This window comes from Geodermatophilaceae bacterium NBWT11 (assembly GCA_014218215.1).
Classification (GTDB): domain Bacteria; phylum Actinomycetota; class Actinomycetes; order Mycobacteriales; family Geodermatophilaceae; genus Klenkia.
This window is the reverse complement of sequence record CP043652.1, coordinates 3,366,131-3,390,346: the sequence shown is the minus strand read 5'-3', so window position 1 is coordinate 3,390,346 and position 24,216 is coordinate 3,366,131. Positions and strand designations below refer to the sequence as shown.

General features: G+C 73.6%; 29 protein-coding genes, 1 tRNA gene and 1 pseudogene. 12 read left to right on the top strand and 19 right to left on the bottom strand.

What is annotated here, in order from left to right:
* Positions 1-21 precede the first annotated feature (21 nt).
* The 4 genes from F1C76_16450 to F1C76_16435 are packed head-to-tail and all read right to left on the bottom strand — an operon-like array spanning position 22 to position 1,388.
* Positions 22-327: a metal-sensitive transcriptional regulator gene (locus tag F1C76_16450; GenBank protein QNG37958.1), complete on the bottom strand. Its 306-nt coding sequence runs from the start codon at positions 325-327 to the stop codon at positions 22-24.
* A gap of 28 nt (positions 328-355) precedes the next feature.
* Positions 356-850 carry a DUF427 domain-containing protein gene (locus tag F1C76_16445; GenBank protein QNG39312.1) on the bottom strand — a complete coding sequence of 165 codons (495 nt, stop codon included), beginning with the start codon at positions 848-850 and terminating at the stop codon, positions 356-358.
* Between the two features lie 22 nt (positions 851-872).
* The gene (locus F1C76_16440) at positions 873-1,103 is read right to left on the bottom strand and encodes a DUF3618 domain-containing protein (protein ID QNG37957.1); all 231 of its coding nucleotides are present in this window, start codon (positions 1,101-1,103) and stop codon (positions 873-875) included.
* A gap of 36 nt (positions 1,104-1,139) precedes the next feature.
* Positions 1,140-1,388 carry a hypothetical protein gene (locus tag F1C76_16435; protein ID QNG37956.1) on the bottom strand — a complete coding sequence of 83 codons (249 nt, stop codon included), beginning with the start codon at positions 1,386-1,388 and terminating at the stop codon, positions 1,140-1,142.
* Between the two features lie 42 nt (positions 1,389-1,430).
* On the opposite strand from F1C76_16435, the gene F1C76_16430 reads away from it, so the two are divergent.
* The 4 genes and pseudogenes from F1C76_16430 to F1C76_16415 all read left to right on the top strand — a co-directional run bounded on the left by F1C76_16430 (position 1,431) and on the right by F1C76_16415 (position 5,506).
* Positions 1,431-1,511: transfer RNA gene (locus F1C76_16430), tRNA-Leu, on the top strand.
* A 21-nt stretch (positions 1,512-1,532) separates the two neighbouring features.
* A complete protein-coding gene (locus F1C76_16425; GenBank protein ID QNG37955.1) occupies positions 1,533-2,240 on the top strand; it encodes a spermidine synthase in 708 nt (235 codons plus the stop codon).
* Between the two features lie 129 nt (positions 2,241-2,369).
* Positions 2,370-4,220, top strand: a pseudogene (locus F1C76_16420) (glycosyltransferase).
* Positions 4,221-4,969: 749 nt separating this feature from the next.
* Positions 4,970-5,506, top strand: coding sequence for a hypothetical protein (locus tag F1C76_16415; protein ID QNG37954.1), 537 nt, complete (start codon positions 4,970-4,972; stop codon positions 5,504-5,506).
* On the opposite strand, the gene rdgB is transcribed toward F1C76_16415, so the two are convergent.
* Together rdgB and F1C76_16405 are read right to left on the bottom strand one after the other, a co-directional pair.
* Positions 5,503-6,105, bottom strand: coding sequence for an RdgB/HAM1 family non-canonical purine NTP pyrophosphatase (rdgB, locus tag F1C76_16410; GenBank protein ID QNG37953.1), 603 nt, complete (start codon positions 6,103-6,105; stop codon positions 5,503-5,505). The genes F1C76_16415 and rdgB overlap by 4 nt on opposite strands.
* On the bottom strand, positions 6,102-6,824 hold the full coding sequence (locus F1C76_16405; GenBank protein ID QNG37952.1) for a ribonuclease PH: 723 nt from the start codon (positions 6,822-6,824) through the stop codon (positions 6,102-6,104). The genes rdgB and F1C76_16405 overlap by 4 nt, the downstream gene beginning before the upstream one ends.
* Before the next feature lie 105 nt (positions 6,825-6,929).
* On the opposite strand from F1C76_16405, the gene F1C76_16400 reads away from it, so the two are divergent.
* The 3 genes from F1C76_16400 to gndA are packed head-to-tail and all read left to right on the top strand — an operon-like array spanning position 6,930 to position 9,343.
* A complete protein-coding gene (locus F1C76_16400; GenBank protein ID QNG37951.1) occupies positions 6,930-7,334 on the top strand; it encodes a YjbQ family protein in 405 nt (134 codons plus the stop codon).
* A gap of 39 nt (positions 7,335-7,373) precedes the next feature.
* Complete coding sequence (locus tag F1C76_16395; protein QNG37950.1) at positions 7,374-7,865, top strand: thioredoxin-dependent thiol peroxidase; 492 nt, start codon at positions 7,374-7,376, stop codon at positions 7,863-7,865.
* Positions 7,866-7,906: 41 nt separating this feature from the next.
* Positions 7,907-9,343, top strand: a complete 1,437-nt coding sequence (gene gndA / locus F1C76_16390) for an NADP-dependent phosphogluconate dehydrogenase (protein ID QNG37949.1) — start codon at positions 7,907-7,909, stop codon at positions 9,341-9,343.
* Positions 9,344-9,400: 57 nt separating this feature from the next.
* Here gndA and F1C76_16385 read toward each other — a convergent pair whose 3' ends face one another.
* From F1C76_16385 to F1C76_16355, 7 genes are all read right to left on the bottom strand, one after another.
* A complete protein-coding gene (locus F1C76_16385) occupies positions 9,401-10,339 on the bottom strand; it encodes an ATP-dependent DNA ligase (protein QNG37948.1) in 939 nt (312 codons plus the stop codon).
* Between the two features lie 41 nt (positions 10,340-10,380).
* The gene (locus F1C76_16380; protein QNG37947.1) at positions 10,381-11,121 is read right to left on the bottom strand and encodes an MBL fold metallo-hydrolase; all 741 of its coding nucleotides are present in this window, start codon (positions 11,119-11,121) and stop codon (positions 10,381-10,383) included.
* Positions 11,118-11,921, bottom strand: coding sequence for a glutamate racemase (locus F1C76_16375; GenBank protein QNG37946.1), 804 nt, complete (start codon positions 11,919-11,921; stop codon positions 11,118-11,120). The genes F1C76_16380 and F1C76_16375 overlap by 4 nt, the downstream gene beginning before the upstream one ends.
* Before the next feature lie 4 nt (positions 11,922-11,925).
* Positions 11,926-12,594 carry an HAD-IA family hydrolase gene (locus tag F1C76_16370; GenBank protein ID QNG39311.1) on the bottom strand — a complete coding sequence of 223 codons (669 nt, stop codon included), beginning with the start codon at positions 12,592-12,594 and terminating at the stop codon, positions 11,926-11,928.
* Between the two features lie 26 nt (positions 12,595-12,620).
* Positions 12,621-13,571 (bottom strand): cysteine synthase, encoded by a 951-nt coding sequence (locus F1C76_16365; GenBank protein ID QNG37945.1) that lies wholly within the window; start codon positions 13,569-13,571, stop codon positions 12,621-12,623.
* Between the two features lie 4 nt (positions 13,572-13,575).
* Entirely contained in the window at positions 13,576-13,851 is a 276-nt protein-coding gene (locus F1C76_16360; protein QNG37944.1) for a MoaD/ThiS family protein, read from the bottom strand.
* 78 nt (positions 13,852-13,929) lie between these two features.
* Positions 13,930-14,376, bottom strand: coding sequence for a M67 family metallopeptidase (locus F1C76_16355; GenBank protein ID QNG37943.1), 447 nt, complete (start codon positions 14,374-14,376; stop codon positions 13,930-13,932).
* 103 nt (positions 14,377-14,479) lie between these two features.
* On the opposite strand from F1C76_16355, the gene F1C76_16350 reads away from it, so the two are divergent.
* Positions 14,480-14,836 carry a hypothetical protein gene (locus tag F1C76_16350; protein ID QNG37942.1) on the top strand — a complete coding sequence of 119 codons (357 nt, stop codon included), beginning with the start codon at positions 14,480-14,482 and terminating at the stop codon, positions 14,834-14,836.
* Here the strand turns inward: F1C76_16350 and F1C76_16345 are convergent.
* Together F1C76_16345 and clpS are read right to left on the bottom strand one after the other, a co-directional pair.
* On the bottom strand, positions 14,775-15,257 hold the full coding sequence (locus F1C76_16345) for a DUF2017 family protein (protein QNG37941.1): 483 nt from the start codon (positions 15,255-15,257) through the stop codon (positions 14,775-14,777). The two genes, F1C76_16350 and F1C76_16345, sit on opposite strands and share 62 nt — an antisense overlap.
* Positions 15,254-15,550 carry an ATP-dependent Clp protease adapter ClpS gene (clpS, locus tag F1C76_16340; GenBank protein ID QNG37940.1) on the bottom strand — a complete coding sequence of 99 codons (297 nt, stop codon included), beginning with the start codon at positions 15,548-15,550 and terminating at the stop codon, positions 15,254-15,256. Before clpS ends, F1C76_16345 begins: the two co-directional genes overlap by 4 nt.
* 36 nt (positions 15,551-15,586) lie before the next feature.
* Here clpS and F1C76_16335 point away from each other — a divergent pair, with 36 nt between their 5' ends.
* Together F1C76_16335 and F1C76_16330 are read left to right on the top strand one after the other, a co-directional pair.
* Complete coding sequence (locus F1C76_16335) at positions 15,587-16,870, top strand: nicotinate phosphoribosyltransferase (protein QNG37939.1); 1,284 nt, start codon at positions 15,587-15,589, stop codon at positions 16,868-16,870.
* A gap of 19 nt (positions 16,871-16,889) precedes the next feature.
* Complete coding sequence (locus F1C76_16330) at positions 16,890-17,468, top strand: isochorismatase family protein (GenBank protein QNG37938.1); 579 nt, start codon at positions 16,890-16,892, stop codon at positions 17,466-17,468.
* A 3-nt stretch (positions 17,469-17,471) separates the two neighbouring features.
* Here the strand turns inward: F1C76_16330 and serB are convergent, their stop codons facing one another.
* Together serB and ctaD are read right to left on the bottom strand one after the other, a co-directional pair.
* Positions 17,472-18,713 (bottom strand): phosphoserine phosphatase SerB, encoded by a 1,242-nt coding sequence (gene serB, locus F1C76_16325; GenBank protein ID QNG37937.1) that lies wholly within the window; start codon positions 18,711-18,713, stop codon positions 17,472-17,474.
* Between the two features lie 102 nt (positions 18,714-18,815).
* A complete protein-coding gene (gene ctaD, locus F1C76_16320) occupies positions 18,816-20,492 on the bottom strand; it encodes a cytochrome c oxidase subunit I (GenBank protein ID QNG39310.1) in 1,677 nt (558 codons plus the stop codon).
* A 381-nt stretch (positions 20,493-20,873) separates the two neighbouring features.
* Between ctaD and F1C76_16315 the strand changes: the two genes are divergently transcribed.
* Positions 20,874-21,143, top strand: coding sequence for a GlsB/YeaQ/YmgE family stress response membrane protein (locus tag F1C76_16315; GenBank protein ID QNG37936.1), 270 nt, complete (start codon positions 20,874-20,876; stop codon positions 21,141-21,143).
* A 124-nt stretch (positions 21,144-21,267) separates the two neighbouring features.
* On the opposite strand, the gene F1C76_16310 is transcribed toward F1C76_16315, so the two are convergent.
* Both F1C76_16310 and F1C76_16305 read right to left on the bottom strand, forming a co-directional pair.
* Entirely contained in the window at positions 21,268-22,080 is an 813-nt protein-coding gene (locus F1C76_16310; GenBank protein QNG39309.1) for a 23S rRNA methyltransferase, read from the bottom strand.
* A 29-nt stretch (positions 22,081-22,109) separates the two neighbouring features.
* On the bottom strand, positions 22,110-22,598 hold the full coding sequence (locus F1C76_16305) for a metallophosphoesterase (GenBank protein QNG39308.1): 489 nt from the start codon (positions 22,596-22,598) through the stop codon (positions 22,110-22,112).
* 156 nt (positions 22,599-22,754) lie between these two features.
* On the opposite strand from F1C76_16305, the gene F1C76_16300 reads away from it, so the two are divergent.
* Positions 22,755-24,203: an MFS transporter gene (locus F1C76_16300; GenBank protein QNG39306.1), complete on the top strand. Its 1,449-nt coding sequence runs from the start codon at positions 22,755-22,757 to the stop codon at positions 24,201-24,203.
* Positions 24,204-24,216 lie beyond the last annotated feature (13 nt).

The following is a 24,216-nucleotide window of genomic DNA, read 5'->3' as shown; positions in this document are numbered from 1 at the left end:
CCTGGGTTCTCGGGGGGGGGGTCAGCGACGGACGAGGCGCGCGATCGCGGCCGAGGCCTCGGCGATCTTGGCGTCGGCGGCGGCACCGTCGTCCTGGGCGCTGCTGGCGACGGCGTCGCGCACGCAGTGGCCCAGGTGGTCGTCGAGCAGGCCCAGGGCGACGGCCTGCAGCGCACTGGTCGCCGCGGACACCTGGGTCAGGACGTCGATGCAGTAGGTGTCGTCCTCGACCATCCGGGCGATGCCCCGGACCTGCCCCTCGACCCGCTTGAGCCGGGCCAGCACCTGGTCCTTGTTGCCCTCGTATCCGGTCACACCACCGAACATACCCCTAGGGGGTAGGGGTGTCGACCCGTCACCAGCCGCGGGTGCCGGCCTCGCCCTTGAACGGACCGACCACGTCGTCGGTGATCCAGCCGCCGTAGAAGTCCCCGGCCTGGGCCCGCACCGTCTCCCCGTCCACGGTCGCCCGGTCCAGCTTCGAGGGGTAGAACGCCACGGCTCCCCGCAGGTGCCGGTACCCGTCCGTGGGGTTCTCGTAGCTCCAGCCCACGGCGGGGAAGCGGACGCCGTCGACCACGGCGTCCCAGTAGGTGGCCACGCCCTTCCACTCGCACCAGCTGGCGCCGGACGCCTTCTCCAGCACGCCCTCGGCGATGTCGGCGCGGGGGACGTAGAACACCGGCGGGTGGCTGGTCTCGCAGACCCGGGCGGCGCCGGTGGTGCTGGCGATGGTGCGGCCGCCGAGGACGACCTCGACGCGGCGGGGCGTGACGTCGGCGGAGGGGGGCCGGGGGTAGTCCCAGACGGACTCCTGGCCGGGGCGTACGGGGTCGGGGCGCGGGTGCATCACGCCTCGAGTGTGCGCCTGGTCAGCGGTTGCGGTGCCGGATCTTCTGCACGACGACCACGCTGACCAGCAGCCCGACGGCGGCCATCGCCGCCTGCCCGGCCGGGGTGGTGAGGAAGTGCTGTGCCCGGGCCTGGGCCTGGGCGGTCAGCCGCTTCGGGCTGCCCCGGTAGACGAGCTGGTCGAGAGTGGCCGCCAGCGACTCGCGGGCGGCGTCGATCTCCTGCTGGATCTGCTCGGGGCTGCGTGGCACGGGCACAGCCTGCCATGCGCAGGCCGCGCGCACCCCTCAGCCCAGCTGCTCCATCACCTCGGCGCGGAACTGGGCGAGGAACTGGTCCCGGGTGACACCGCGGCGCTCGGCCTCCCGCTCGCACAACATCGCCACCACCAGCGAGGACTGCCGCACCACGTCGGCCCGCAGGTCCTCGTCGAGCCCGGCGATGATCGTCGTCCAGCCCGCCCAGTCGCCGTCCCCGGCGGCCTCGGCCATCTCCAGCACCACACCGAAGCGACGCAGCGCCTCCAGGTCAGCCATGCGCCCGACGGTAGCTCCCCCACCTCGTAGGATCCCCGGCACGCGGGAGTGGTGTAACGGCAGCCACGCCAGCCTTAGGAGCTGGTGCCTTCGGGCGTGCGGGTTCGACTCCCGCCTCCCGCACCCGGCGACGGAGAGGCACCCGTGAGCGCACGTCTGCAGGAGCTGGCCTTCCGCGACACCCCGATGGGCGAGATCAGCCTGCGCCGCCGTCGTGACCCGCAGCTCGGGGTGGACGTGTACGAGGTGAAGCTGGGCGAGGAGTTCCTCATGTCCAGCGCCTTCACCGAGGGCGAGGTGCAGCTGTCCCGGCTGGGTCTGGCCCAGGCGGGCCCCGGGCCGCTGGACGTCGTCGTCGGCGGGCTGGGCCTGGGCTACACCGCCCGGGCTGCACTGGCCGACCCCCGGGTGGCCTCGTTGACCGTGGTCGAGGCGCTCGAGGACGTCGTCGACTGGCACCGCCGCGACCTGCTCCCCGACACCGTCGGGCTGGCCGCCGACCCCCGGGTGCGGCTGGTGCAGGGGGACTTCTTCGCCCGGGTGGCGGCCGGCGACCTCGACCCCGAGCAGCCGGGCCGGCGCTTCGACGCCGTCCTGCTCGACGTCGACCACACCCCCACGCACCACCTGCACCCCAGCCACGCCGGCTTCTACTCCCCCGACGGGTTGCGCCGGCTCCTCGCCCTCCTCCGTCCCGGCGGGGTGTTCGCGCTGTGGTCCGACGTCGGCGACGACGCGTTCGCCGCCACCCTGGCCGGCGTCGCCACCCACTCCGCCGTCCACGAGGTGGTCTTCGCGAACCCGCTGACCGGCGGGACGTCGTCCAACGTGGTCTTCACCGCCCGCCCCTGACTCCCCCGGGCGGGTGAGCCGGCCCGTGCTCACCTCCGGTCACCGTCCCGGGATGCCGACCCCGTACGGGTGACCACCTCCGTGCGCCCCGACCCGGGAGAGGACGACGCCACCCTGGTGCGCGGCCCCCTGCCGGCCACCCCGGTCGGCCGGGAACGTCGACTGGGCGACGTGCTGGTCGACACCCACGTCGTCACCGAGGAGCAGCTCGCCGAGGGCCTGCGGCAGGCCGCCCGGGTCGGCGAGCCCCTGGGCAGCGTCCTGCTGGCCAAGCAGTGGATCACCCGCCGGCAGCTCTACGTGGCCCTGGCCGAGGTGTGGGGCGCCGAGATGGCGTTCGTCGACCCGGTCGAGGTCGACCCCGACCTGGCCCAGCTCTTCCCGTACCCGATGCTGGCCCGCGAGACGTGGGTGCCGCTGCGCACCGAACGCGACGAGGACGGCGAGCTGCAGGTCGTCGTCGCCACCGCCGGCCGCCCCTCGGCGCACATCGCCCAGGAGGTCGTCGAGCGCACCGGGATCGACCGGGTGCACCAGGTCGTCACCACCGACTGGGACGTCCAGCGCGCGCTGCGGACCGTCTGGCGCGAGGAGGTCGTCCACGAGGCGGTGTCCTCGCTGGCCGAGCGTCGTCCCGACGAGTCGGCCTCCACCGTCTTCACCTGGCAGCAGGTGGCCGCGGCCGGGGTCGCGCTCCTCGCCGTCGTCGTCGGGCTGCTGCTCGACGCCCCCACCACGATCGTCGTCCTGCTGGCGGTGGTGAACGTGACCATCGGGCTCTCGGTCGGGGCGAAGGCGCTGATCAGCACCGTGGGGACGGCCTCGGAGACCGTCGAGCAGGTCACCGAGGAGGAGGTCGCGGCGCTGGTCGACGCCGAGCTGCCGAGGTACACGATCCTGGTGCCGGTCTACCGGGAGGCCGGGATCGTCGGCCTGCTGATGAAGAACCTGTCCTCGCTGGACTACCCCCGGGAGAAGCTGGAGATCCTGCTCCTGCTGGAGGAGGACGACCCGGAGACCCTGCAGGCCGCCCTCGCCGCCGCCCCGCCGGACATCGTCCGCATCCTCGTGGTGCCGCACTCGCTGCCCAAGACCAAGCCGCGGGCCTGCAACGTGGGCCTGGCCTTCGCCCGCGGTGACCTCGTGGTCATCTACGACGCCGAGGACCGCCCCGACCCCGACCAGCTCAAGAAGTCCGTGGTGGCCTTCGCCAAGGGCGGGGACGACCTGGTCTGCGTGCAGGCGGCGCTGAACTACTTCAACGCCGAGGAGAACCTGCTCACCCGCATGTTCACCCTCGAGTACTCCTCGTGGTTCGACTACACGCTGCCCGGCCTGGACGCGATGCGGCTGCCCATCCCCCTGGGCGGCACCAGCAACCACTTCCGGGCCGACATGCTGCGCGAGCTCGGCGGCTGGGACCCCTTCAACGTCACCGAGGACGCCGACCTGGGTGTCCGCTCCTCGGCCCGTGGCGGTCGCGTCACGGTGGTCAACTCGACCACCTACGAAGAGGCCAACATGGCCGTCGGCAACTGGATCCGGCAGCGCAGCCGCTGGATCAAGGGCTACATGCAGACGTTCCTGGTGCACACCCGGCACCCGCTGCGGCTGGTCCGCCAGATCGGTCTGCGTCAGGCGATCGGGTTCCTGCTGACCATCGGCGGCACCCCGGCCACCTTCCTGCTCACCCCGCTGCTGTGGGTGCTGTTCGTGCTGTACCTGGCGATGCCGCAGTGGTTCGCCCCGGTGCTGCCGCCGTGGCTGATGTACGTCAGCCTGGCCAACCTGCTCATCGGCAACGGGATGATCGTCTACCTGAGCCTGCTGGCCGGGTTCAAGCGGCGCACGTACGGCCTGGTCGGCTACGCGCTGCTCTCGCCGTTCTACTGGATGCTGCACTCGGTGGCCTCCTACAAGGCGGCCTGGCAGCTGGTCACCAACCCCTTCTACTGGGAGAAGACCCAGCACGGGCTGACCAGCCACACCCAGGACGCCGACGACGACGCGTCCCCCGCCGAGCCCGCCACCCCCGCGGTCGGCGAGAGCGCCACGGCCGCCGCCGGCCCGGTGCGCGAGCGGGTCCCCGCCGCCCTCGCCGTGCCCGCCCTGGCCGCGGCTGCGGCCGCTGTGGCCGCTGTGGCCGCTGCGGCCGCCCTGCAGTCCCCCACCGACCCGACCCCCACGCCCGCGGAGGACCCCGTGCCCCCTCTCGACCTCGACGACCTCGCGCTGCTGCGTGCCGAGCTGGAGGTCCTCGACGAGCGGGACCTGCTGGTGGAGTTCGCCCCGCGGGACCCCGGCAGCCCACAGCGGGCCCGGCCGGACTCCTCGCTGGTGCTGCTGGCACCGGCGACGCCGACCACCCCACCGGTGCTGCTGGCGCCCCCGTCGCCGACACCGGTGCCGGTGCTCTCCGAGCCGGACGAGGCCCCGGTGCCGCAGCGGGACCGTCCCCCGGTCCCCTCCGCGCCGAGCGAGCCCGACCCGGTGCGCCGGTCGGGCCCGCTGCCCCCGGTCGCGCCGCGCACCCCCGGGCCCGAGCACGTCCACCCGTTGGCCACGCCGCCGGTGCCGCCCTCGACGAACCCCCAGCCGACCCTGCCGCCGGTGCCCGCGAGCGCCGGCACGCCTCGCGCCCGACCGAGCGCCCGGCCGACCGCCCGGCACGCTGCGCGGCACCGTCAGCCCGAACCGTCCACCGGGCTCCTCGGCTGGCTGGAGCGGCCGTGACCGCCCTCGCGCCGGCCGCACCCCGGCACCCCATCCGGATCCCGATGACCGCGGTGCTCCTGGTGGCGCTGGCGCTGGTGGCCGTCGAGCTCGTCGTCGCCCTGCTCACCACCACCGACCTGCACCTGACCCTGGTCGGGGTCTGCGCCACCCTCGTGCTGCTCTTCGGCCTGGTGTTCAGCCTCGGCGCCATCACCATCGCCGGGTTCGCCGCCGGGGCCGGGGCCGCCGGGCTGGTGGTGCTGGAGCCCGGTCACCTGCTGTCGACGCTGCTGGTGCTCGTCGTCGTCGCACTGGTCTGCGGCGTCGCCCCGGGGTGGGCACGCGTCGAGGCCTGGCAGGCCGCGCGCTCCACCGGGGCGCCGCTGGAGCCGGCCCCCGGCGACACGTCACCGGGCAGCGGGCTGCCGTCGCGGCTGCGGGTGCTGTGGCGGACCGACCGGGTGGTCGCGGCCTTCCTGGTGCTGGCCTTCCCGCCGGTCTTCGTCACCGGGGCCCTGGCGTTCATCACCTGGACCCAGCACCGCGGCTAGCCCAGGAGCTCGGCGAGCACCGGCACCAGGGCGGCGAACGCCTGGCCGCGGTGGCTGGCTGCGTCCTTCTCCTCGGGGGTCAGCTCGGCGGAGCTGCGGTCCCCGCCGGCCGGGACGAACACCGGGTCGTAGCCGAAGCCGTTGGTGCCGCGCCCCTCGCGCAGCACCACCCCGCGCCACTCCCGCTCCAGCACCCGCTCGACGCCGTCGGGGGTGACCAGCGCGGCGGCGCAGACGAAGGCCGCGCCCCGGCGCTCGTCGGGCACGTCGGCGAGCTGGCCGAGCAGCAGTGCGGTGTTGGCCGGGTCGTCACCGTGGCGGCCCGACCAGCGGGCCGACAGCACGCCGGGCATGCCGTTCAGGGCGTCCACGGTGATCCCCGAGTCGTCGGCCACCGCGGGCAGGCCGGTGTACCGCACCGCCTCGCGCGCCTTGAGCAGGGCGTTCTCGGCGAAGGTCGCGCCGGTCTCGGGCGCCTCCGGGTACTCCGCGACGTCCCGCAGCCCGAGCACCTCGACCCCGGGCACCGCGGTGGCCAGCAGCCGCTGCAGCTCCAGGAGCTTCCCGGCGTTGCGGGTGGCCAGCAGGAGCTGCGTCATCGCGCGAGCGCCTCGGCCTGCAGGCGGGTCAGGTCGGCGCACCCGGCGACGGCGAGGTCCAGCAGCTGGTCCAGGGTCGCCCGGTCGAACACCGCGCCCTCGGCGGTGCCCTGCACCTCGACGAAGCCGCCGTCCCCGGTGCAGACCACGTTCATGTCGGTGCCGGCCCGCACGTCCTCCTCGTAGGCCAGGTCCAGCCGCGGCTCCCCGTCGATCACGCCGACGCTGACCGCGGCCACCGACTGCACCAGCGGCTCCTTCTTCGCCAGCTTCTTCCGCTCGCCCAGGTACGACACGGCGTCGGCCAGGGCCACGTACGCGCCGGTGATCGCCGCGGTCCGGGTGCCGCCGTCGGCCTGCAGCACGTCGCAGTCCAGCGCGATGGAGTTCTCCCCCAGCGCGGAGAGGTCGATCGAGGCGCGCAACGAGCGGCCGATCAGCCGGCTGATCTCGTGGGTGCGGCCGCCGATCTTCCCCTTGACCGACTCCCGGTCGCTGCGGGTGTGCGTGGCCCGCGGCAGCATCGAGTACTCGGCGGTCACCCAGCCCAGCCCGGAGCCACGGCGCCAGCGGGGGACGCCCTCGGTGACGCTGGCCGCGCACAGCACCCGGGTGCGGCCGAACTCCACCAGCACCGAGCCCTCGGCGTGGTCGAGCCAGTTGCGGGTGATGGTCACCGGACGGAGCTGGTCGGCACTACGGCCGTCGGGGCGGGTCACGGGGGTCGAGGGTAGTGGGGCGGCCGCGGCCGGCCCCGTCGTCCCGGGGCAGCAGGTCGAGGCCGCCACCGTGCTGCTCCGCCCGCGGTCGGGGACGATCACCGCATGCGATCGGAACTGCGCCAGGTGCGCACCGGCGGCGTCCCCAGCGTGGTCGACCTGACCGAGGAGTGCGCGGCGTTCGTCCGCGGCGAGGGCGACGGCCTGCTGCAGGTGTTCGTCCCGCACGCCACCGCCGGCATCGCGATCATCGAGACCGGCGCCGGCAGCGACGACGACCTCCTGGCGCAGCTGGACGTGCTCCTGCCCACCGACGGTCGCTGGCGGCACCGGCACGGCTCCCCCGGGCACGGCCGGGACCACGTGCTGCCGGCGTTCGTCCCGCCGCACGCCACCGTCCCGGTGCTCGAGGGCCGGATGGCGCTGGGCACCTGGCAGCGGGTCTGCTTCGTGGACACCAACGGGGACAACCCGACCCGGCACGTGCGGTTCAGCTTCCTGCCCGGCTGAGCTGCGCACCCGGGTCGCGGGGTCTGCCACCATGCACCCGTGACCGACAGCGACACCGCCACCCCGTTCCGGCTCGCCCCCGGCGACCAGGCCCCCGACTTCACGCTGCCGGACGCCGACGGCAACCCGGTGTCCCTGGCCGACCAGCGCGGCCGCCGGGTCGTCGTCTACTGCTACCCCGCTGCGCTGACCCCGGGCTGCACCACGCAGGCGGTGGACTTCACCGCCGCGGCCGGGGAGTTCGCCGAGGCCGGGCTGGACATCATCGGCATCTCCCCCGACGCCCCGGAGAAGCTGTCCCGCTTCCGGGAGCAGGAGTCCCTGTCGATCACGCTCGTCTCCGACCCGGACAAGGCGGTGCTGCAGGCCTACGGCGCCTACGGCCCGAAGAAGCTGTACGGCAAGGAGGTCGTCGGGGTCATCCGGTCGACCTTCGTCATCGACGCCGACGGCAAGGTCGAGCGGGCCGGCTACAACGTCAAGGCCACCGGCCACGTCGCCAAGCTGCGCCGCGACCTGGGTCTCAGCTGACCCTGGTGTAGCCACCAGATCGGTGGGGCACGACCGATCTCATGAGTGAACAGATCGGTGTCACCGGACTCGCCGTCATGGGCGCCAACCTGGCCCGCAACCTGGCCCGGCACGGACACCACGTCGTGGTCCACAACCGCACCCAGGCCAAGACCGACGCGCTGATCGAGGCGCACGGCGACGAGGGCGACTTCGTGCCGGTCTCCTCCGCGCAGGAGCTGGTGGACGCCCTCGAGCGCCCCCGCAAGCTGATCGTCATGGTCGCCGCCGGCGCGCCGACCGACGCCGTGATCGACGAGTTCGCGCCGCTGCTGGACGAGGGCGACGTGCTGGTGGACGGCGGCAACGCCCGGTACACCGACACCATCCGCCGCACGAAGGACCTCGAGGCCCGCGGGCTGCACTTCGTCGGCACCGGCATCAGCGGTGGCGAGGAGGGTGCCCTCAACGGCCCCAGCATCATGCCCGGTGGCTCCGACGAGGCCTACGCGATCATCGGCCCGCTGCTGGAGGACATCTCGGCCCACGTCGACGGCGAGCCCTGCTGCACCCACGTGGGCACCGACGGCGCGGGGCACTTCGTGAAGATGGTGCACAACGGCATCGAGTACGCCGACATGCAGCTCATCGCCGAGGCCTACGACCTCCTCCGCCAGGGTCTGGGCCTGACGCCGGCCGAGATCGGGGACGTGTTCGCCACCTGGAACGAGGGCGACCTGCAGTCCTACCTGATCGAGATCACCGCCGAGGTGCTCCGGCACACCGACGCCGAGACCGGGAAGCCCTTCGTCGACGTCGTCCTGGACGAGGCCGAGCAGAAGGGCACCGGCCGCTGGACCGTGCAGTCCGCGCTGGACCTGGGCACCCCGGTCTCCGGCATCGCCGAGGCGGTCTTCGCCCGGGCGCTGTCCGGCCACGTCGACCAGCGCGCCGCCGCCCAGGAGGTGCTGCCCGGCCCGGGCAGGGACTGGGACGACCAGGTGGAGGACCGGGACGCCTTCGTCGAGAGCGTCCGGCAGGCCCTGTACGCCGCCAAGGTGGTCGCCTACTCCCAGGGCTTCGACATGATCGCCAAGGGCGCCGAGGAGAACGGCTGGGACGTCGACCGCGGCGCGCTCGCGGCGATCTGGCGGGACGGCTGCATCATCCGGGCCGCCTTCCTCGACCGGGTGCGCGAGGTCTTCCGGGACGAGCCCGACCTCACCACGCTGCTGACCAACGAGTACTTCCGGGACGCCGTCGCCGACGCCCAGGAGGGCTGGCGTCAGGTCGTGGCCGGCGCCGCCCGGCACGGTGTGCCCGCCCCGGGCTTCGCCAGCGCGCTGTCCTACTACGACGGGCTGCGTGCCGAGCGCTCCCCGGCCGCGCTCATCCAGGGCCTGCGCGACCGCTTCGGCTCGCACACCTACAAGCGGGTGGACAAGGACGGCTCCTTCCACACGGTGTGGTCCGAGGACTCCCGCGAGGTCGACGCCTGATCCGCACCCGGTGACGGCCGGGCGTGGTCCCGGGGGCTCCGGGACCACGCTGAGCCGTCACCCGGCGTCGCGGGCGGCCTTCTTGCGGCGCTTGCCCTCGTGCATCGCGGCCACCCGGGCCACCGGGATCTCGTGGCCCTCGGCGACGACGTCGGCCGGGAGCCGCTGCAGGTCGGGCAGCTCGGTGGCCCACGGGTCGCCACGGCCGGCGACGGTGGCGATCGTCAGGTCGGCCGGGACGACGTCGCCCAGCTCGTCCCAGGACAGCGGGGTGGACACCGGCAGACCCGGCCGGGCGCGCGGGCTGTACGCCGCGGCCACCGTGCCGCCGCCGGAGCGGGTGGAGTCGACGAACACCCTCCCCTCCCGCTCCTCCTTCAGGTAGGCCACGGTGGCGATCGAGGGGTCCAGCGCCGCGACCCGGCCGGCCAGGGCCCGGGTCGCGGCCGCGACGTCGGCGTACCCGCTGCCGGTGACCGGGACGACGACGTGCACCCCCTTGGACCCGCTGGTCTTCACCGCGCCGGCCAGTCCGACGTCGGTGAGCGCCTGCCTCACCAGCCGGGCGACGGCGACCACGGCGGAGAAGTCGGCACCCTCGGGCGGGTCGAGGTCCAGCAGCAGCGTGGTCGGCTCCTCGTCGGAGATCCGGCCCATCGGCACGTGGAACTCCACCGCCCGCTGGTTGGCCAGCCACACCAGCGTCCGCACGTCGTCGCACACCACGAAGTGCACGGTCCGCTTGGACCCCGGTGACCAGACCGCCTCGGTGCGCAGCCACTCGGGGGCGCCCTTCGGGGCGTTCTTCTGCATGAAGGGCGCCGACCCGGGACGCACCCGCACCACCGACAGCGCCCGGTCGGCCAGCAGCGGGAGCATCCGGTCGGCGTGCGCCAGCAGGTGGTCGAGCAGGTCGCGCTTGCTCACCCCGAGGTCGTCACCCAACGGGTCGTCCAGGTGCGAGAGCGGGACGCCCTCGACCTCCTCGGCTGTCATGGGCCCACCGTGCCCACCGGGAGCCCGCGCGGCAACCGGGCTCAGACGGTGTAGACGCCCAACGGCTGCACCAGCTCGGTCGCCGGGAAGACCGCGGCGGCGTCCGCGAGCTGGCCGGCGGGGTCCACCCACGGCGGCACGTGGGTGAGCAGCAACCGACCGACCCCGGCGTCCCGGGCGTGCTCGCCGGCCTCGCGACCGGTGAGGTGCAGGTCCGGCGGCAGGTCGGGGACGTCGGGGTACGCAGCCTCGGCCAGCAGCACGTCGGCCCCGCGGGCCAGGTCGACGACGGCCGCGCAGACGCCGGTGTCGCCGGTGTAGACCAGCGACCGGCCGCCCGCGGTCAGTCGGACCGCGTGGCACTCCACCGGGTGGGCGGTGCGGGCGGTGGCGACGTGGAAGGGGCCCAGCTCCCACTCCCCCGGGCCGATGGCGAAGGTCTCGAACACGTCGTCGATCGGCCCGTCGGCGGCGTCGTAGGCCAGCCGCAGCCGCCGGTCGGCACCCACCGGGGCGTAGAGCGGCACCCGGTCGCGGGTGGCCTGCCCGGAGTACCGGTGCCAGACGACGAACGGGGCGACGTCCAGGCAGTGGTCGGCGTGCAGGTGGGAGAGGAAGACGGCGTCCACGTCCCCCGGGGACACGACCTGCTGCAGGGTGCCGAAGGCCCCGCTGCCCAGGTCCAGCAGCAGCCGGTAGCCCTCGTGCTCGACGAGGTAGCACGACGCCGGGGAGTCCGGGCCCGGCGCGGACCCCGAGCAGCCGATCACGGTCAGTCTCACGCGGCGCTCACCGTCTCGATCTCGGGGCCGAGGAACCGGCGGCCCAACCGGGCGAAGGGCTCCGGGTCGCCGGTGGCGAGGAAGGCGTGCTGCGGCGGGCCGGCGCCCTCGGGGCGCAGCAGGTCGGCCCTGGTCAGCACCCGGTAGACGTCCTTGGCGGTCTCCTCCGCGCTGGACACCAGGGTCACCCCGTCGCCGAGGACGAGGGACAGCACGCCGGTGAGCAGCGGGTAGTGCGTGCACCCCAGCACCACGGTGTCCACGTCGGCGGCCAGCAGCGGGTCGAGGTAGGACTGGGCCAGGCCCAGCAGCTGCCGGCCGCTGGTGACCCCGCGCTCGACGAAGTCCACGAAGCTGGGGCAGGCGGCGCTGGTGACGGTGATCTGCGGGGCGGCGGCGAACGCGTCGGCGTAGGCGCCCGAGGTCACCGTGGCCTGGGTGCCGATGACGCCGACCCGCCCGGTGCGGGTGGCCGCGGTGGCCCGGCGGACGGCGGGGAGCACCACCTCGACCACCGGGACGTCGTAGCGCTCGCGGGCGTCGCGCAGGCAGGCCGCGCTGGCGGAGTTGCAGGCCACCACGAGCATCTTCACCCCGGCCTCGACCAGGTCGTCCATCACGGCGAGGGAGTGCCGGCGGACCTCGGCGATGGGCAGCGGGCCGTAGGGCCCGTTGCGGGTGTCGCCGACGTAGCGCACGGCCTCGTGCGGCAGCTGGTCGAGCACCGCCCGGACGACGGTCAGCCCACCCACGCCGGAGTCGAAGACCCCGATCGGCGCACTGCTCCCCGGCTCCCCCACGACGTCAGCGGGGCTGACGGGCGTCCGGGCCCCGCAGCACGGTGGCTGCGGGCAGCAGCAGGCCGTCCCCGGCCCAGCGCGCCCCGGCGAGGTCCCGGACGACGAGGTCGGCGGGGGTGTCGAGCGCGGCCTCCCCGATGCCCAGCACCCGGCACCCGGCAGCCTGGCCGGCGGCGATGCCGCTGCCGCTGTCCTCGAGCACCAGTGCCTGCGTCGGGTCCACGCCCAGGGCGCGGGCCGCGGCCAGGTAGCCGGTCGGGTCGGGCTTGCCGACCTCCACGTCGTCGGCGGTCACCACCACCTCGGGCAGCGGGATGCCGGCGGCACGCAGCCGGGCCGTGGCCAGCGCCCGGGTCCCGGAGGTGACCACCGCCCAGGTGCCGGCCGGCAGCATGGCCAGCAGCGCGGGGACCCCGGGCATCGCCGGGCAGATCTCGGAGTCCTCGATCTCGAAGGCCTCGATCTGGTCGACTGCAGCGGCCCGCAGCGACGGGTCCTCCAGCAGCAGCGCCACGCTGTCGGCGGCGCGGCGCCCGTGGATCACGCCCACGACGTGCTCGGGCTCCAGGTCGTGCGCCCGCGCCCAGCGGGCCCAGGACACCTCGACCGCGGCCAGGGAGTCCACGAGCACGCCGTCGTTGTCGAACAGCAGCCCGCGGGCCGGCACGTGCAGGTCGGGGGCCAGGTCGGCCGCCCCGGCTACGCCCACAGCTGGCCCTCCAGGGCTGCGGTGGCCTCGTCCAGGGTCCCGGCGTAGGCGCCGGTGGACAGGTACTTCCAGCCGCCGTCGCAGACGATGAAGCAGATGTCGGCCGCGCGTCCGGCCGCCACCTCCTTGTCCGCGATGCCCAGCGCGGCGTGCAGGATCGCCCCGGTCGAGATGCCGGCGAAGATCCCCTCGCGCTCGACGAGCTGGCGGGTGCGGTGCACGGCGTCGTCGGGCCCGACGGAGAACCGGCTGTCGAGCAGGTCGGCGTCGTACAGCTCGGGGATGAACCCCTCGTCGATGTTGCGCAGGCCGTAGACCAGCTCGCCGTAGCGCGGCTCGGCGGCGATCACCTGGACGTCGGGCTTGTGCTCGCGCAGGTAGCGCGAGACGCCCATGAGCGTGCCGGTGGTGCCCAGCCCCGCGACGAAGTGGGTGATGGAGGGCAGGTCGGCGAGGATCTCCGGGCCGGTGCCGGTGTAGTGCGCCAGCGCGTTGGCCGGGTTGCCGTACTGGTAGAGCATGACCCAGTCGGGGTTCTCCGCCGCCAGCGCCTTGGCCTGCCGGACCGCCTCGTTGCTGCCCCCGGCGGCCGGCGAGCCGATGATCTGCGCGCCGTACATCTCGAGCAGCTGACGTCGCTCGACCGAGGTGTTCTCCGGCATCACGCAGATCAGCCGGTACCCGCGCTGCCGGGCGACCATGGCCAGCGAGATGCCGGTGTTGCCGCTGGTCGGCTCCAGGATGGTCGACCCCGGGTGGAGCCGGCCCTCCTTCTCGGCCGCGTCGATCATGGCGATCGCCGCGCGGTCCTTGATCGACCCGGTCGGGTTGTGGTCCTCGAGCTTGGCCCACAGCCGGACGTCGGGCGTGGGCGACAGGGACGGCAGCCCCACCAGGGGCGTGCCGCCGAGGGAGTCGACCAGGGAGGCGAAGCGCGCCACCGGGTCAGCCGCCGGCGACCGCGGGCAGGATGGTGACCGAGTCGCCGTCCTTGACCGCGGTGTCCAGCGAACCGGTGAAGCGCACGTCCTCGTCGTTGACGTAGACGTTGACGAAGCGGTGCAGCTTGCCCTCGTCGGTCACCAGTCGGCCCTTGATGCCGGGGTGCTGGCCGTCGATGTCGTCGACCAGGGCACCGAGGGTGTCACCCGACCCCGAGACGGTCTTGTTGCCGCCGGTGTGGGTGCGCAGGATGGTCGGGATCCGGACCTCGATGGCCATGGTGGTCGCCTCTTCCGTCGGTGGTGGAGTGGCCTCGCGCAGCAGGCAGCGAGGGTCGTTGCTGGGGGAACGCGGGAGTCAGGGCTGGGATTCCGACGCCACGAGCTCGACGTCCTCCTCGGTGACCTGCCCGTCGACGATGCGGAAGCTGCGGAACTCGACCTCGTCGTCGACCAGCCCGGTCTGGGCGCCGTGCTCGCGGGTGGAGACGAGCACGTAGTGCGCGAAGGGCTCCGAGGCGTAGCTGACGTCGGTGCGCGAGGGGTAGGCCTCGGTGGCGGTGTGCGAGTGGTAGACCACGACCGGCACCTCGTCGCGGTCGTCCATCTCGCGGTACAGCCGCAGCAGGTCCCCGCTGTCGAACTCGTAGAACGTCGGCGAGCGGGCCGCGTTGAGCATCGGGACGAACCGCTCGGGGCGGTCGCTGTCCTCGGGCCCGGCGACGACGCCACAGGCCTCGTCCGGGTGGTCCCGGCGGGCGTGGGCGACGATCGCGTCGTACGTCCCACGGTCGATGCGCAGCACGGCCGGGAGTCTACGGGCCACCCCCGGCCGGGGTGCGGGGCCCGTGGAGCGGGCACCGGTTGCGGCCCGGGACGGTACGGTCCCGCCCCATGGTGGTGCGCGGGTGCTGATCGAGGTCCTGATGATCGCGGGCTCGGTGCTGGTCGCCGTCCCCGCACTGGTGCTGGGCGTGCGTCGGGTGAACCGGCACGGGGGCCGGGTGCTGCGCCCCACCGGTGCCGACAAGCGCGAGTACGCGCTCATCGTGGTCGGCCGGGTGCTGGGCCTGCTGTTCCTGCTGGCGCTGACGCTGCTCGTGCTGGTCGCCGCGGTCGGCGGGCTGGTGCGCGACCGGGAGGTCCCCGACCTGGTCTACGTGTTCTTCGTGCTCGCCCTGCTGCTGTCGGCGCTGGTCGTGCTCACCAGCGGCGGCGGCCCGCGGCGGCGATCGCGTCGACGAGGGACCCCTGCACGGCGGTGAGCCAGTGGTAGACCGCCACCTGCTGGTCGGCGGGGTCCTCGGGCAGCTCGCGGTCGGCGGAGACGCCGAGGCGGGTGCCCAGGGCCAGGCGCAGGTCGTTCGTCGTCCGCAGCCAGGCCCGCGCCTGGTCGTCGTCGAGCCGCACCTCTCCGCCGTCGACCGGCAGGGTCGCCCGCAGCAGCGCGATGTCGTCGGCCTTGCCCTCCCGCAGCGCTGACTCGGTCAGGTCGCGGTAGTCCGCCGCGATCTGGGTGTCCGAGGCGTGCCCGGGCGGGAGCAGCCGCTCGACGACGGGGTCACCGGCCGGGCCGTCCCCGGCGAGCAGCTGCTCGAGCTGGTCGACGAGCAGGCCCAGGATGCCGACCTCGGCGGCCTCGAGCCGGCCGACCAGCTCGGTACCCTTCCGGCGGAACGGCTTCATGCGTCCTTCTGGTAGCTGGCCCACAGGCCGTAGGCGTGCAGCCGCGAGGTGTCGTGCTCCATCTTCTCCCGCGGACCGGAGCTGACGACTGCCTTGCCCTCGTGGTGCACCTGGAGCATCAGCGTGGTGGCGGTGGGCTCGTCGTAGCCGAACAGCTCCTGCAGCACGAAGGTCACGTAGGTCATCAGGTTCACCGGGTCGTCCCAGACGACGGTGACCCAGGGCCGGTCGAGGTCGTGCTCCTCGTGCACGGTGGTGTCGGGCGTCCGCGCGGGAGCCATGGGTGCGGCCACGCGCCCACTCTAGGACGGGCCCTACGCTCTGCCCCCATGCCGCTGGGCCCCGCACTCCTCACCGACCGTTACGAGCTCACGATGCTGGCCGCGGCTCTCGCCGACGGCACCGCCGACCGGGACTGCGTGTTCGAGGTCTTCGCCCGGCGGCTGCCGCACGGCCGCCGCTACGGCGTGGTCGCCGGCACCGGCCGGTTCCTGGAGGCGCTGGCGGGGTTCCGCTTCGGGGACGACGAGCTGGCCGCACTGCAGGAGCAGGGGCTCACCGACCCCGCCCTGCTCGACTGGCTGGCCGACGTCTCCTTCACCGGGGACGTCGAGGGCTACGCCGAGGGCGAGCTGTACTTCCCCGGCTCCCCGGTGCTCACCGTCCGCGCGACCTTCGGGCAGGCGGTGCTGCTGGAGACCCTGGTGCTGTCGATCCTCAACCACGACAGCGCGATCGCCTCGGCCGCGGCCCGGATGATCGGCGCCGCCGGCGGCCGCCCGTGCATCGAGATGGGCTCGCGGCGCACCCACGAGGATGCCGCGGTCGCCGCCGCCCGGGCCGCGTGGCTGACCGGGTTCGCCTCCACCTCCAACCTCGCCGCCGGCGCCCGCTACGGCGTGCCCACCGCCGGCACCAGCGCGCACGCCTTCACCCTGCTGCACGACGACGAGGCCTCGGCCTTCCGCGCCCAGGTCGACGCCCTCGGGGTGGGGACGACGTTGCTGGTGGACACCTACGACACGATGCAGGGCATCCGCACGGCGATCGAGGTGGCCGGCACCGGGCTCGGCGCGGTGCGCCTGGACTCCGGCGACCTGGGGTCGTTGGCGGTGCAGGCCCGGGAGCTGCTGGACTCCCTGGGCGCGCACGACACCCGGGTCACCGTGACCAGCGACCTCGACGAGTTCGCCATCGCCGCCCTCGCCGTCGCCCCGGTCGACGGGTACGGCGTGGGCACCTCGCTGGTCACCGGCTCCGGCGCCCCGACGGTCGGCATGGTCTACAAGCTCGTCGAGCGCGACGGCGTGCCGGTGGCGAAGAACTCCGAGGGCAAGCGCTCGGTCGGCGGCCGCAAGTCCGCGGTGCGCCGCCACGACGCGGGGGGGACGGCGACCGCCGAGGTGGTCAGCCCGCACCCGATCGAGTCCCGGGACGGCGACCGGGACCTGCTGGTGCCCCTGGTCCGCAGCGGCGTGCCCGTGTCCGACGCGTCCCCTGCGCAGACGCTGCGGGACGCCCGGGAGCACCACGCCCGGGTCCGGGAGGCGCTGCCCACCGAGGCCTGGTCGCTGTCCCGGGGTGAGCCGGCCCTGGACACCCTCACCTCCTGACCCGGGGCAGGATGGGGGCATGTCCCGAGCGCTGATCGTCGTCGACGTCCAGAACGACTTCTGCGAGGGGGGCAGCCTGGCCGTCGCCGGGGGTGCCGCCGTCGCCGCGGGTATCACCGCGCACGCCGGGCAGGGCCTGGAGGCCGGGCAGTACGCCCACGTCGTCGGCACCCGGGACCACCACGTCGACCCGGACGCGCACTTCTCCGACTCCCCGGACTTCCTTGACTCCTGGCCGCGGCACTGCGTGGTCGGCACCCACGGCGTGGAGCTGCACCCGGCGCTGGACCGGGGGCTGCTGCAGGCGGTCTTCGACAAGGGCGAGCACGTGGCCGCCTACTCCGGGTTCGAGGGCGCCGCCGACGGCACCGGCCTGGCCGACTGGCTGCGCGCACACGGCGTGGACGCCGTCGACGTCGTCGGGATCGCCACCGACCACTGCGTGCGCGCCACCGCGCTGGACGCCGTGGGCGCCGGGTTCGCCACCCGTGTGCTGCTCCCGCTCACGGTCGGGGTCGCCGAGGCCAGCACCGAGGCCGCGCTGACCCAGCTGGCCGCCGCCGGGGTCGAGCTGTCCGGGGAGCGCCAGCGGTTCTGACCCTCAGCGGGCGTCGAGCACCTCGTCGCGGGTGAAGCCGAGCACCTGCAGGACGGCGTCCAGGTAGGGCTGGTTGAGCGCGGTGTGCGCCTGCTCGCGCACGAACGGCTTGGCGTTGAACGCGATGCCCAGTCCCGCGGTGGCCAGCATGTCCAGGTCGTTGGCGCCGTCGCCCACCGCGACGGTCTGCTCCAGCGGGATGCCGTGCTCGGCGGCGAACCGGGCCAGCGCCCGCGCCTTGCCGGGCCGGTCGACGATCTCCCCCACCAGGCCGCCGGTGAGCAGCCCGTCGGCGACCTCCAGGGTGTTGGCCGCAGCGAAGTCGAGCCCCAGCGAGGCGGCCAGCGGGTCGGTGATCTGGGTGAACCCGCCGGAGACGATGCCGCAGCGGAACCCCAGCCGCTGCAGGGTGCGGATCAGGGTGCGGGCACCGGGGGTGAGCACCAGGTGCTCACGGACCTCGTCCAGCACGCCCACCGGCAGGCCCTCCAGGGCGGCGACCCGGGCCCGCAGGGACTGCTCGAAGTCCAGCTCGCCGTTCATCGCCGCCGCGGTGATCCGGGCGACCTCGGCCGCGCGTCCGGCCCGGGCGGCCAGCTCGTCGATGACCTCACCGCGCACCAGCGTGGAGTCCACGTCGAGCACGATGAGCCGCTTGCTCCGCCGGGCCAGGCCGACCTGCTCCACGGCCACGTCGGCTCCGGTCGCGGCGGCCACCGCACCGAGGGCGGCCCGCAGCGGTCCGGCCTGCGCCCCGGAGACGGTGAGCTCGAAGCTGGTGACCGGGTAGTCCGAGAGCCGCCGGATCGCGTCGATGTTGCCGCCCACCTCCGCGATCGCCCGGGCGGCACCGCCCACGGCGTCCGGGGGCACCGGACGGCCCAGCACGATCACGTGGTGGCGCAGCACGCCGTCGTCGACCAGGCCGGTGATCCCGCCGGCCGCCTCGACGAGCACGTGCACCCCGGTCTGCGCGCCGACCTCGGCCGCCAGGGGGGTCAGCCGGTCGACCAGCGCCACGTCGTCGGCACCGCCGTGCTCGTGCACCACGACCCCGAGGACGAGCTGGCCGTGCACCACGACCTGCTCGACGTCGACCACCTCGAGGGCGGGCACGGTGGCCAGGGCCGCGAACAGCCGGGCGGTGACGCCGGGCCGGTCTGCCCCGGTGACGGTGAGGAGCGCCCCGGCGTGCGGGACGTCGACGGTCGGGGCGTCCTGCGCGGGGCCGGTCACGGCGGTCATGGTGCCCGACCGGCCGGTGCGGCCCCGCACACACCTGCCCCGGACGCGGGAACGCCCCGCCGGCCGGTGGCCTGCGGGGCGTTCCTCGTGCGCTGCGACGACCTAGAACGGGTCCGGGTCGTTGGCGCCCTGCCGGGCGCCGGTGCCGTCGACCAGCTCGCTGGCGTAGGGACCGTGCTTCTTGCCGGCGTGCGCCTCGGCCTCCAACCGCTCCCGCAGGTGCGGGTAGTGCAGCTCGAACGCGGGGCGCTCGGAGCGGATCCGCGGGATCTCGATGAAGTTGTGCCGCGGCGGCGGGGAGGACGTCGCCCACTCCAGGGAGTTGCCGTGGCCCCAGGGGTCGTCGCGCAGCGCCAGCTGCCCGTACTTCCAGGACTTCACCACGTTGTAGAGGAACGGGATCGTCGAGGCGCCCAGCACGAAGGACCCGACCGTGGAGATCGTGTTCAGCGTGGTGAAGCCGTCGGTGGGCAGGTAGTCGGCGTAGCGGCGCGGCATGCCCTCGTTGCCCAGCCAGTGCTGCACCAGGAACGTGGCGTGGAAGCCGATGAAGGTCAGCCAGAAGTGCAGCTTGCCCAACCGCTCGTCCATCATCCGGCCGCACATCTTGGGGAACCAGAAGTAGATGCCGGCGTAGGCGGCGAACACGACGGTGCCGAAGACGACGTAGTGGAAGTGCGCCACCACGAAGTAGGTGTCCGACACGTGCCAGTCGACCGGCGGGGAGGCCAGCAGCACGCCGGTCAGCCCACCCAGCAGGAAGGTGACCAGGAAGCCGACCGAGAACAGCATCGGCGTCTCGAACGTCAGCTGTCCGCGCCACATGGTGCCGATCCAGTTGAAGAACTTGATCCCGGTGGGCACGGCGATGACGTAGGACAGGAAGCTGAAGAACGGCAGCAGCACCGCGCCGGTGGCGAACATGTGGTGCGCCCACACGGTCAGCGACAGGGCGCCGATGGCGATGATCGCGAAGATCATGCCCTTGTAGCCGAACAGCGGCTTGCGGCTGAACACCGGGATGATCTCGGAGATGATCCCGAAGAACGGCAACGCGATGATGTAGACCTCGGGATGGCCGAAGAACCAGAAGAGGTGCTGCCACAGCATCGGCCCGCCGTTGGCTGCGGAGAAGACCAGCGCACCGAGGTGGCGGTCGGCCAGCAGCGCCATCAGCGCGGCGGTGAGGATCGGGAAGGCCAGCAGGATCAGGACGCTGGTGACCAGGGCGGCCCACACGAAGATGGGCATCCGGAACATGGTCATGCCCGGGGCCCGCAGGCAGACGATCGTGGCGATGAAGTTGACGCCACCGAGGATCGTGCCCAGGCCGGAGACGGCCAGACCGGCGATCCAGAGGTCACCACCGGCGCCCGGGGAGTTCGTCACGTCCGAGAGCGGGCTGTAGGCGAACCAGCCGAAGTCCGCCGCGCCGCCGGGGGTGAAGAAGCCGGAGATCATGATCAGCCCGCCGAACAGGAACAGCCAGTAGCTGAACGCGTTGAGGCGGGGGAACGCGACGTCCGGCGCACCGATCTGCAGCGGCAGGATCAGGTTCGCGAAGGCGAAGAACAGCGGCGTCGCGAAGAAGAGCAGCATCACGGTGCCGTGCATGGTGAACAGCTGGTTGTACTGCTCGTTCGACAGGTACTGGAGACCCGGACGAGCCAGCTCACCGCGCATGAGCATGGCCATCAGGCCACCGATCATGAACCAGCTGAACGACGTGGCCATGTACATCAGGCCGATGGTCTTGTGGTCAGTGGTCCGCAGCAGCATGGAGAGCCGCGAACCCTTCTCAGCCACGTGAGCCGGGCTGGGCCGGCTCACGATCGGCGCTGGTGCGATCGTCACGTTCGGGAGCTTAGACGGTGGTGCACGCGTTGGTGCGTGGGATCGGCGAGGTCCGTCCGCGACGTCGGCCCGGGCGGCTCCCCAGCACCGCCCCAGTGGGCGCTGTGACCAGACCCACCTGCCGTCTGACCTGCGCGAACACCGCCCGAAACGGCCCTTCCGCAGGTCGGTGGCGCTCCCCCGTCGGGACCAGATCGTGACCCGCGGGGCGTTTGGCCCGCCGCCGTCCTGGACACATGATCATCTGCGTCGGAGAGACCGGCGCAGCACGCACGGCACACCCGCCGCGAACTCCTGGAGGTCCCCGTGATCTGGAACATCATCGTCCTGCTCGTCATCGGTCTCGTCGCCGGCTTCATCGCCCGCGCCGTCATCCCCGGCTCGCAGAAGCTCTCCATCGTCGCCACGATCGCCCTGGGCATCATCGGCTCCCTGGTCGGCAACCTGCTCGGCAGCCTGATCTCGGGCAACGGCTTCGAGCTCGGCACCGCCGGCTGGATCGGCTCCATCGTCGGCGCGATCATCGTGCTCGGCGTGTACGTGGCCGTCACCGGCCGCAAGTCCGTCCGGCGCTGACCCGCGGCGGTCCCACAGACCGCCTCCCACGCAGGACCTCCGACGAGGGCCCGGCCGTCAGGCCGGGCCCTCGTGCGTGTCCGGGGCAGCGTCGCCCCGGCACCGCCGGACCCCCGTCGGTCTCTCAGCGCCGGCCGTACGTCCGGACGTCGACGGCCACCGTCACCGGCACCCGCTCGGGCAGCCGGGACACCGCCTCCGCCAGCTCGGGCACCGACAGGTGCCGGGCGTGCGGCCCCATCCCCACCAGTGTCGCCACCGCCGCGCGGTCGAGGACCAGGACGTCCTCCCGCCGTCGCTCCGACAGCGGGACGAGGTGTGGCTCCAGCGAGTCGGCCAGCCGGGTCGTCTTGTCCGGGTCGACCGACAGCAGGCCCAGCGGGCCGACCAGCTCCCCCAGGTGCGCCGCCGCCGGGGTGACCACCACCAGCTGTCCGTGCGGGGTCAGCACCCGCGCCGTCTCGGCCCCGTTGCGCGGGGCGAAGACCACCAGCACGCGGTCCACCGACGCCGATCCCACCGGCAGCCTCGACCAGCTGTCGGCCACGACCGCCATCGCGCGGGGGTGCGACCGGGCCGCACGCCGGGCCGCGTACCGGGAGGCGTCCAGGACGACCCCCACCGCCCCGGGTGCCCGGTCGAGCACCCCGGCCAGGTGCTGGCCGGTGCCGCCACCCAGGTCCAGCACGGTCTCCGGCTCGCCGGCGTCGAGCACGGCGTCGGCCAGGGCCTCGGTCACGCCGGCGTAGTGCCCCGCCCCCAGGAAGGCGGCACGGTCGGCCACCATCGCCGCGGAGTCGCCGTCGTGCCTCGCCCCGCCGGGCGGCAGGAGGGTCACGTGCCCCTGCTTCGCCCGGTCGAAGGAGTGCCCGCTCGCACAGACCAGGGCGCCGCCCACCTCGGTCAGGCCCGCGGCACACACCGGGCAGGCCAACAGCGCGACCGCGCGCGCCGGCAGGGACGGGCTCACGTGCGCGGCGGCAGCCGGTGCAGGACGACGTCGGACAGCCGCCCGTCCTCCGCGGTCGCGGTCAGGTAGGTGCAGGCCGGTTGTCGGCGGCGGTCGGTGGGCGAGCCGGGGTTGAGCAGCCGCAGGCCGGTCGCGGTCGTGGTGTCCCACGGGATGTGGCTGTGCCCGAACACCAGCACGTCGACGTCGGGGTACAGCGCCGAGCAGCGCTCCTCGCGCCCGGCGGCGTCCCCGGTCTCGTGCACCACGGCGAACCGGACGCCGCCGAGCTCCACCCGGGCCACCTCGGGCAGCCGGGTGCGCAGCTCCCCGTGGTCGTTGTTGCCGTGCACGCCGACCAGGCGCCGCGAGCGCGCCGTCAGCTCGTCGAGCAGGGCCACGTCGACCCAGTCCCCGGCGTGCAGGACGACGTCTGCGGCCTCGATCGCGGCCCAGACGGGCGCAGGCAGGTCGCGGGCCCGACGGGGCAGGTGCGTGTCGGCCACGACGGCGAGCTGGACGGGCACGCACACATCGTTGCAGGGCGCTACGTTCGCGCTGTCGGCCACCGTCGTCCGCTCCCCCGCACCATCCCCCGACACCGAGGACCGACCGTGACCGCAGCCGCACCCACCCACGCGGAGCCCTACCCGAGGCGGTGGCTGGCTCTGGCCGTCATCGCCGTCACCGTCCTGATGATCGTGCTCGACGCGACCATCGTGAACATCGCGCTGCCCGCCGTCTCGGTGGACCTCGACGTCAGCGAGGCCAACCAGCAGTGGATCGTCACCGCCTACACGCTCACCTTCGGCGGGTTCCTGCTGCTCGGCGGTCGGATCGCCGACTTCTGGGGCCGCAAGCGCACCTACCTGGTCGGTGCCGTCGGCTTCGCGCTGGCCTCCGCGCTGGGCGGTCTGGCCCAGAACGAGGCCATGCTGTTCGCCGCCCGCGCCCTGCAGGGGACCTTCGGCGCGCTGCTCGGCCCGGCGTCCCTGGCGCTGATCACGGTGCTGTTCACCGACGCCACCGAGCGGTCCAAGGCCTTCGCGGTCTACGGCGCCATCGCCGGTGGTGGTTCCGCGGTCGGCCTGCTGCTGGGCGGGGTGCTCACCGAGTACGCCGACTGGCGCTGGTGCTTCTGGGTCAACGTGCCGATCGCCGTCCTGGCCGTCGTGTTCGCCTGGCGGATCGTGCCGGAGAGCCGCGCGTCGGGTGAGACGTCCTACGACGTCCCCGGGGCGGTGCTGGTGACCCTGGGTCTGGCCTCGCTGGTCTACGGCTTCACCAAGGTCGCCGAGGCCGCGCAGGCCGACGGCGGCGGCAGCCCCTGGGGCGACGGGACGGCGCTGACCTTCATCCTGATCGGGGTCGCGCTGCTGGTGGTGTTCGTGGTCGTCGAGTTCCGGGTGCGCAACCCGCTGCTGCCGATGCGGCTGGTCCTGGACCGCAACCGCGGTGGTGCCTACCTGACCGCCACGCTGGTCGGGGCCGGGCTGATCGGCTCGTTCTTCTTCCTCAGCCTCTACTTCCAGCAGGTGCTCGGCTACACGCCGGTGACGGCGGGCTTCGCCTCGCTGCCGGTGACCGTCGGCGTCCTCATCGCCGCGGGCTCGGCCAGCCAGCTGGTGCCCCGCATCGGGCCCAAGCCGCTGATGGTCGCCGGTGGGCTCTTCGCGGCGGTGGGGCTCTTCACGCTGTCCTTCCTGGGCCTGGACACCCCGTTCTGGCAGGTGGCCCTGCCCGGGCAGGTGCTGCTCGGCCTCGGACTGGGCTTCACCTTCGTGCCGCTGTCCAACCTGGCGCTGGTCGGCGTCGGGGAGCACGACGCGGGCGCGGCCAGCGCGGTGCTGCAGGCGGTGCAGCAGGTCGGTGCCTCGATCGGCACCGCCCTGCTGGCGACCTTCTCGGTCACCGCGATCACCAACGCCCTGCAGGACCGCCCGCCGACGCCGGAGGACCCGACGGCCGCCCTCGTCGCCCAGATCGACGGCTACACCACCGCCTTCACCTGGGGTGCGGGCTTCCTGCTGGTCGCCGCGGTCGCCTCGGCCGTGCTCATCAAGGCCAGCAAGGACGACCTGCCCAGCGAGATGGCCGTGCACGCGGGCTGACCGTGGCCACCCG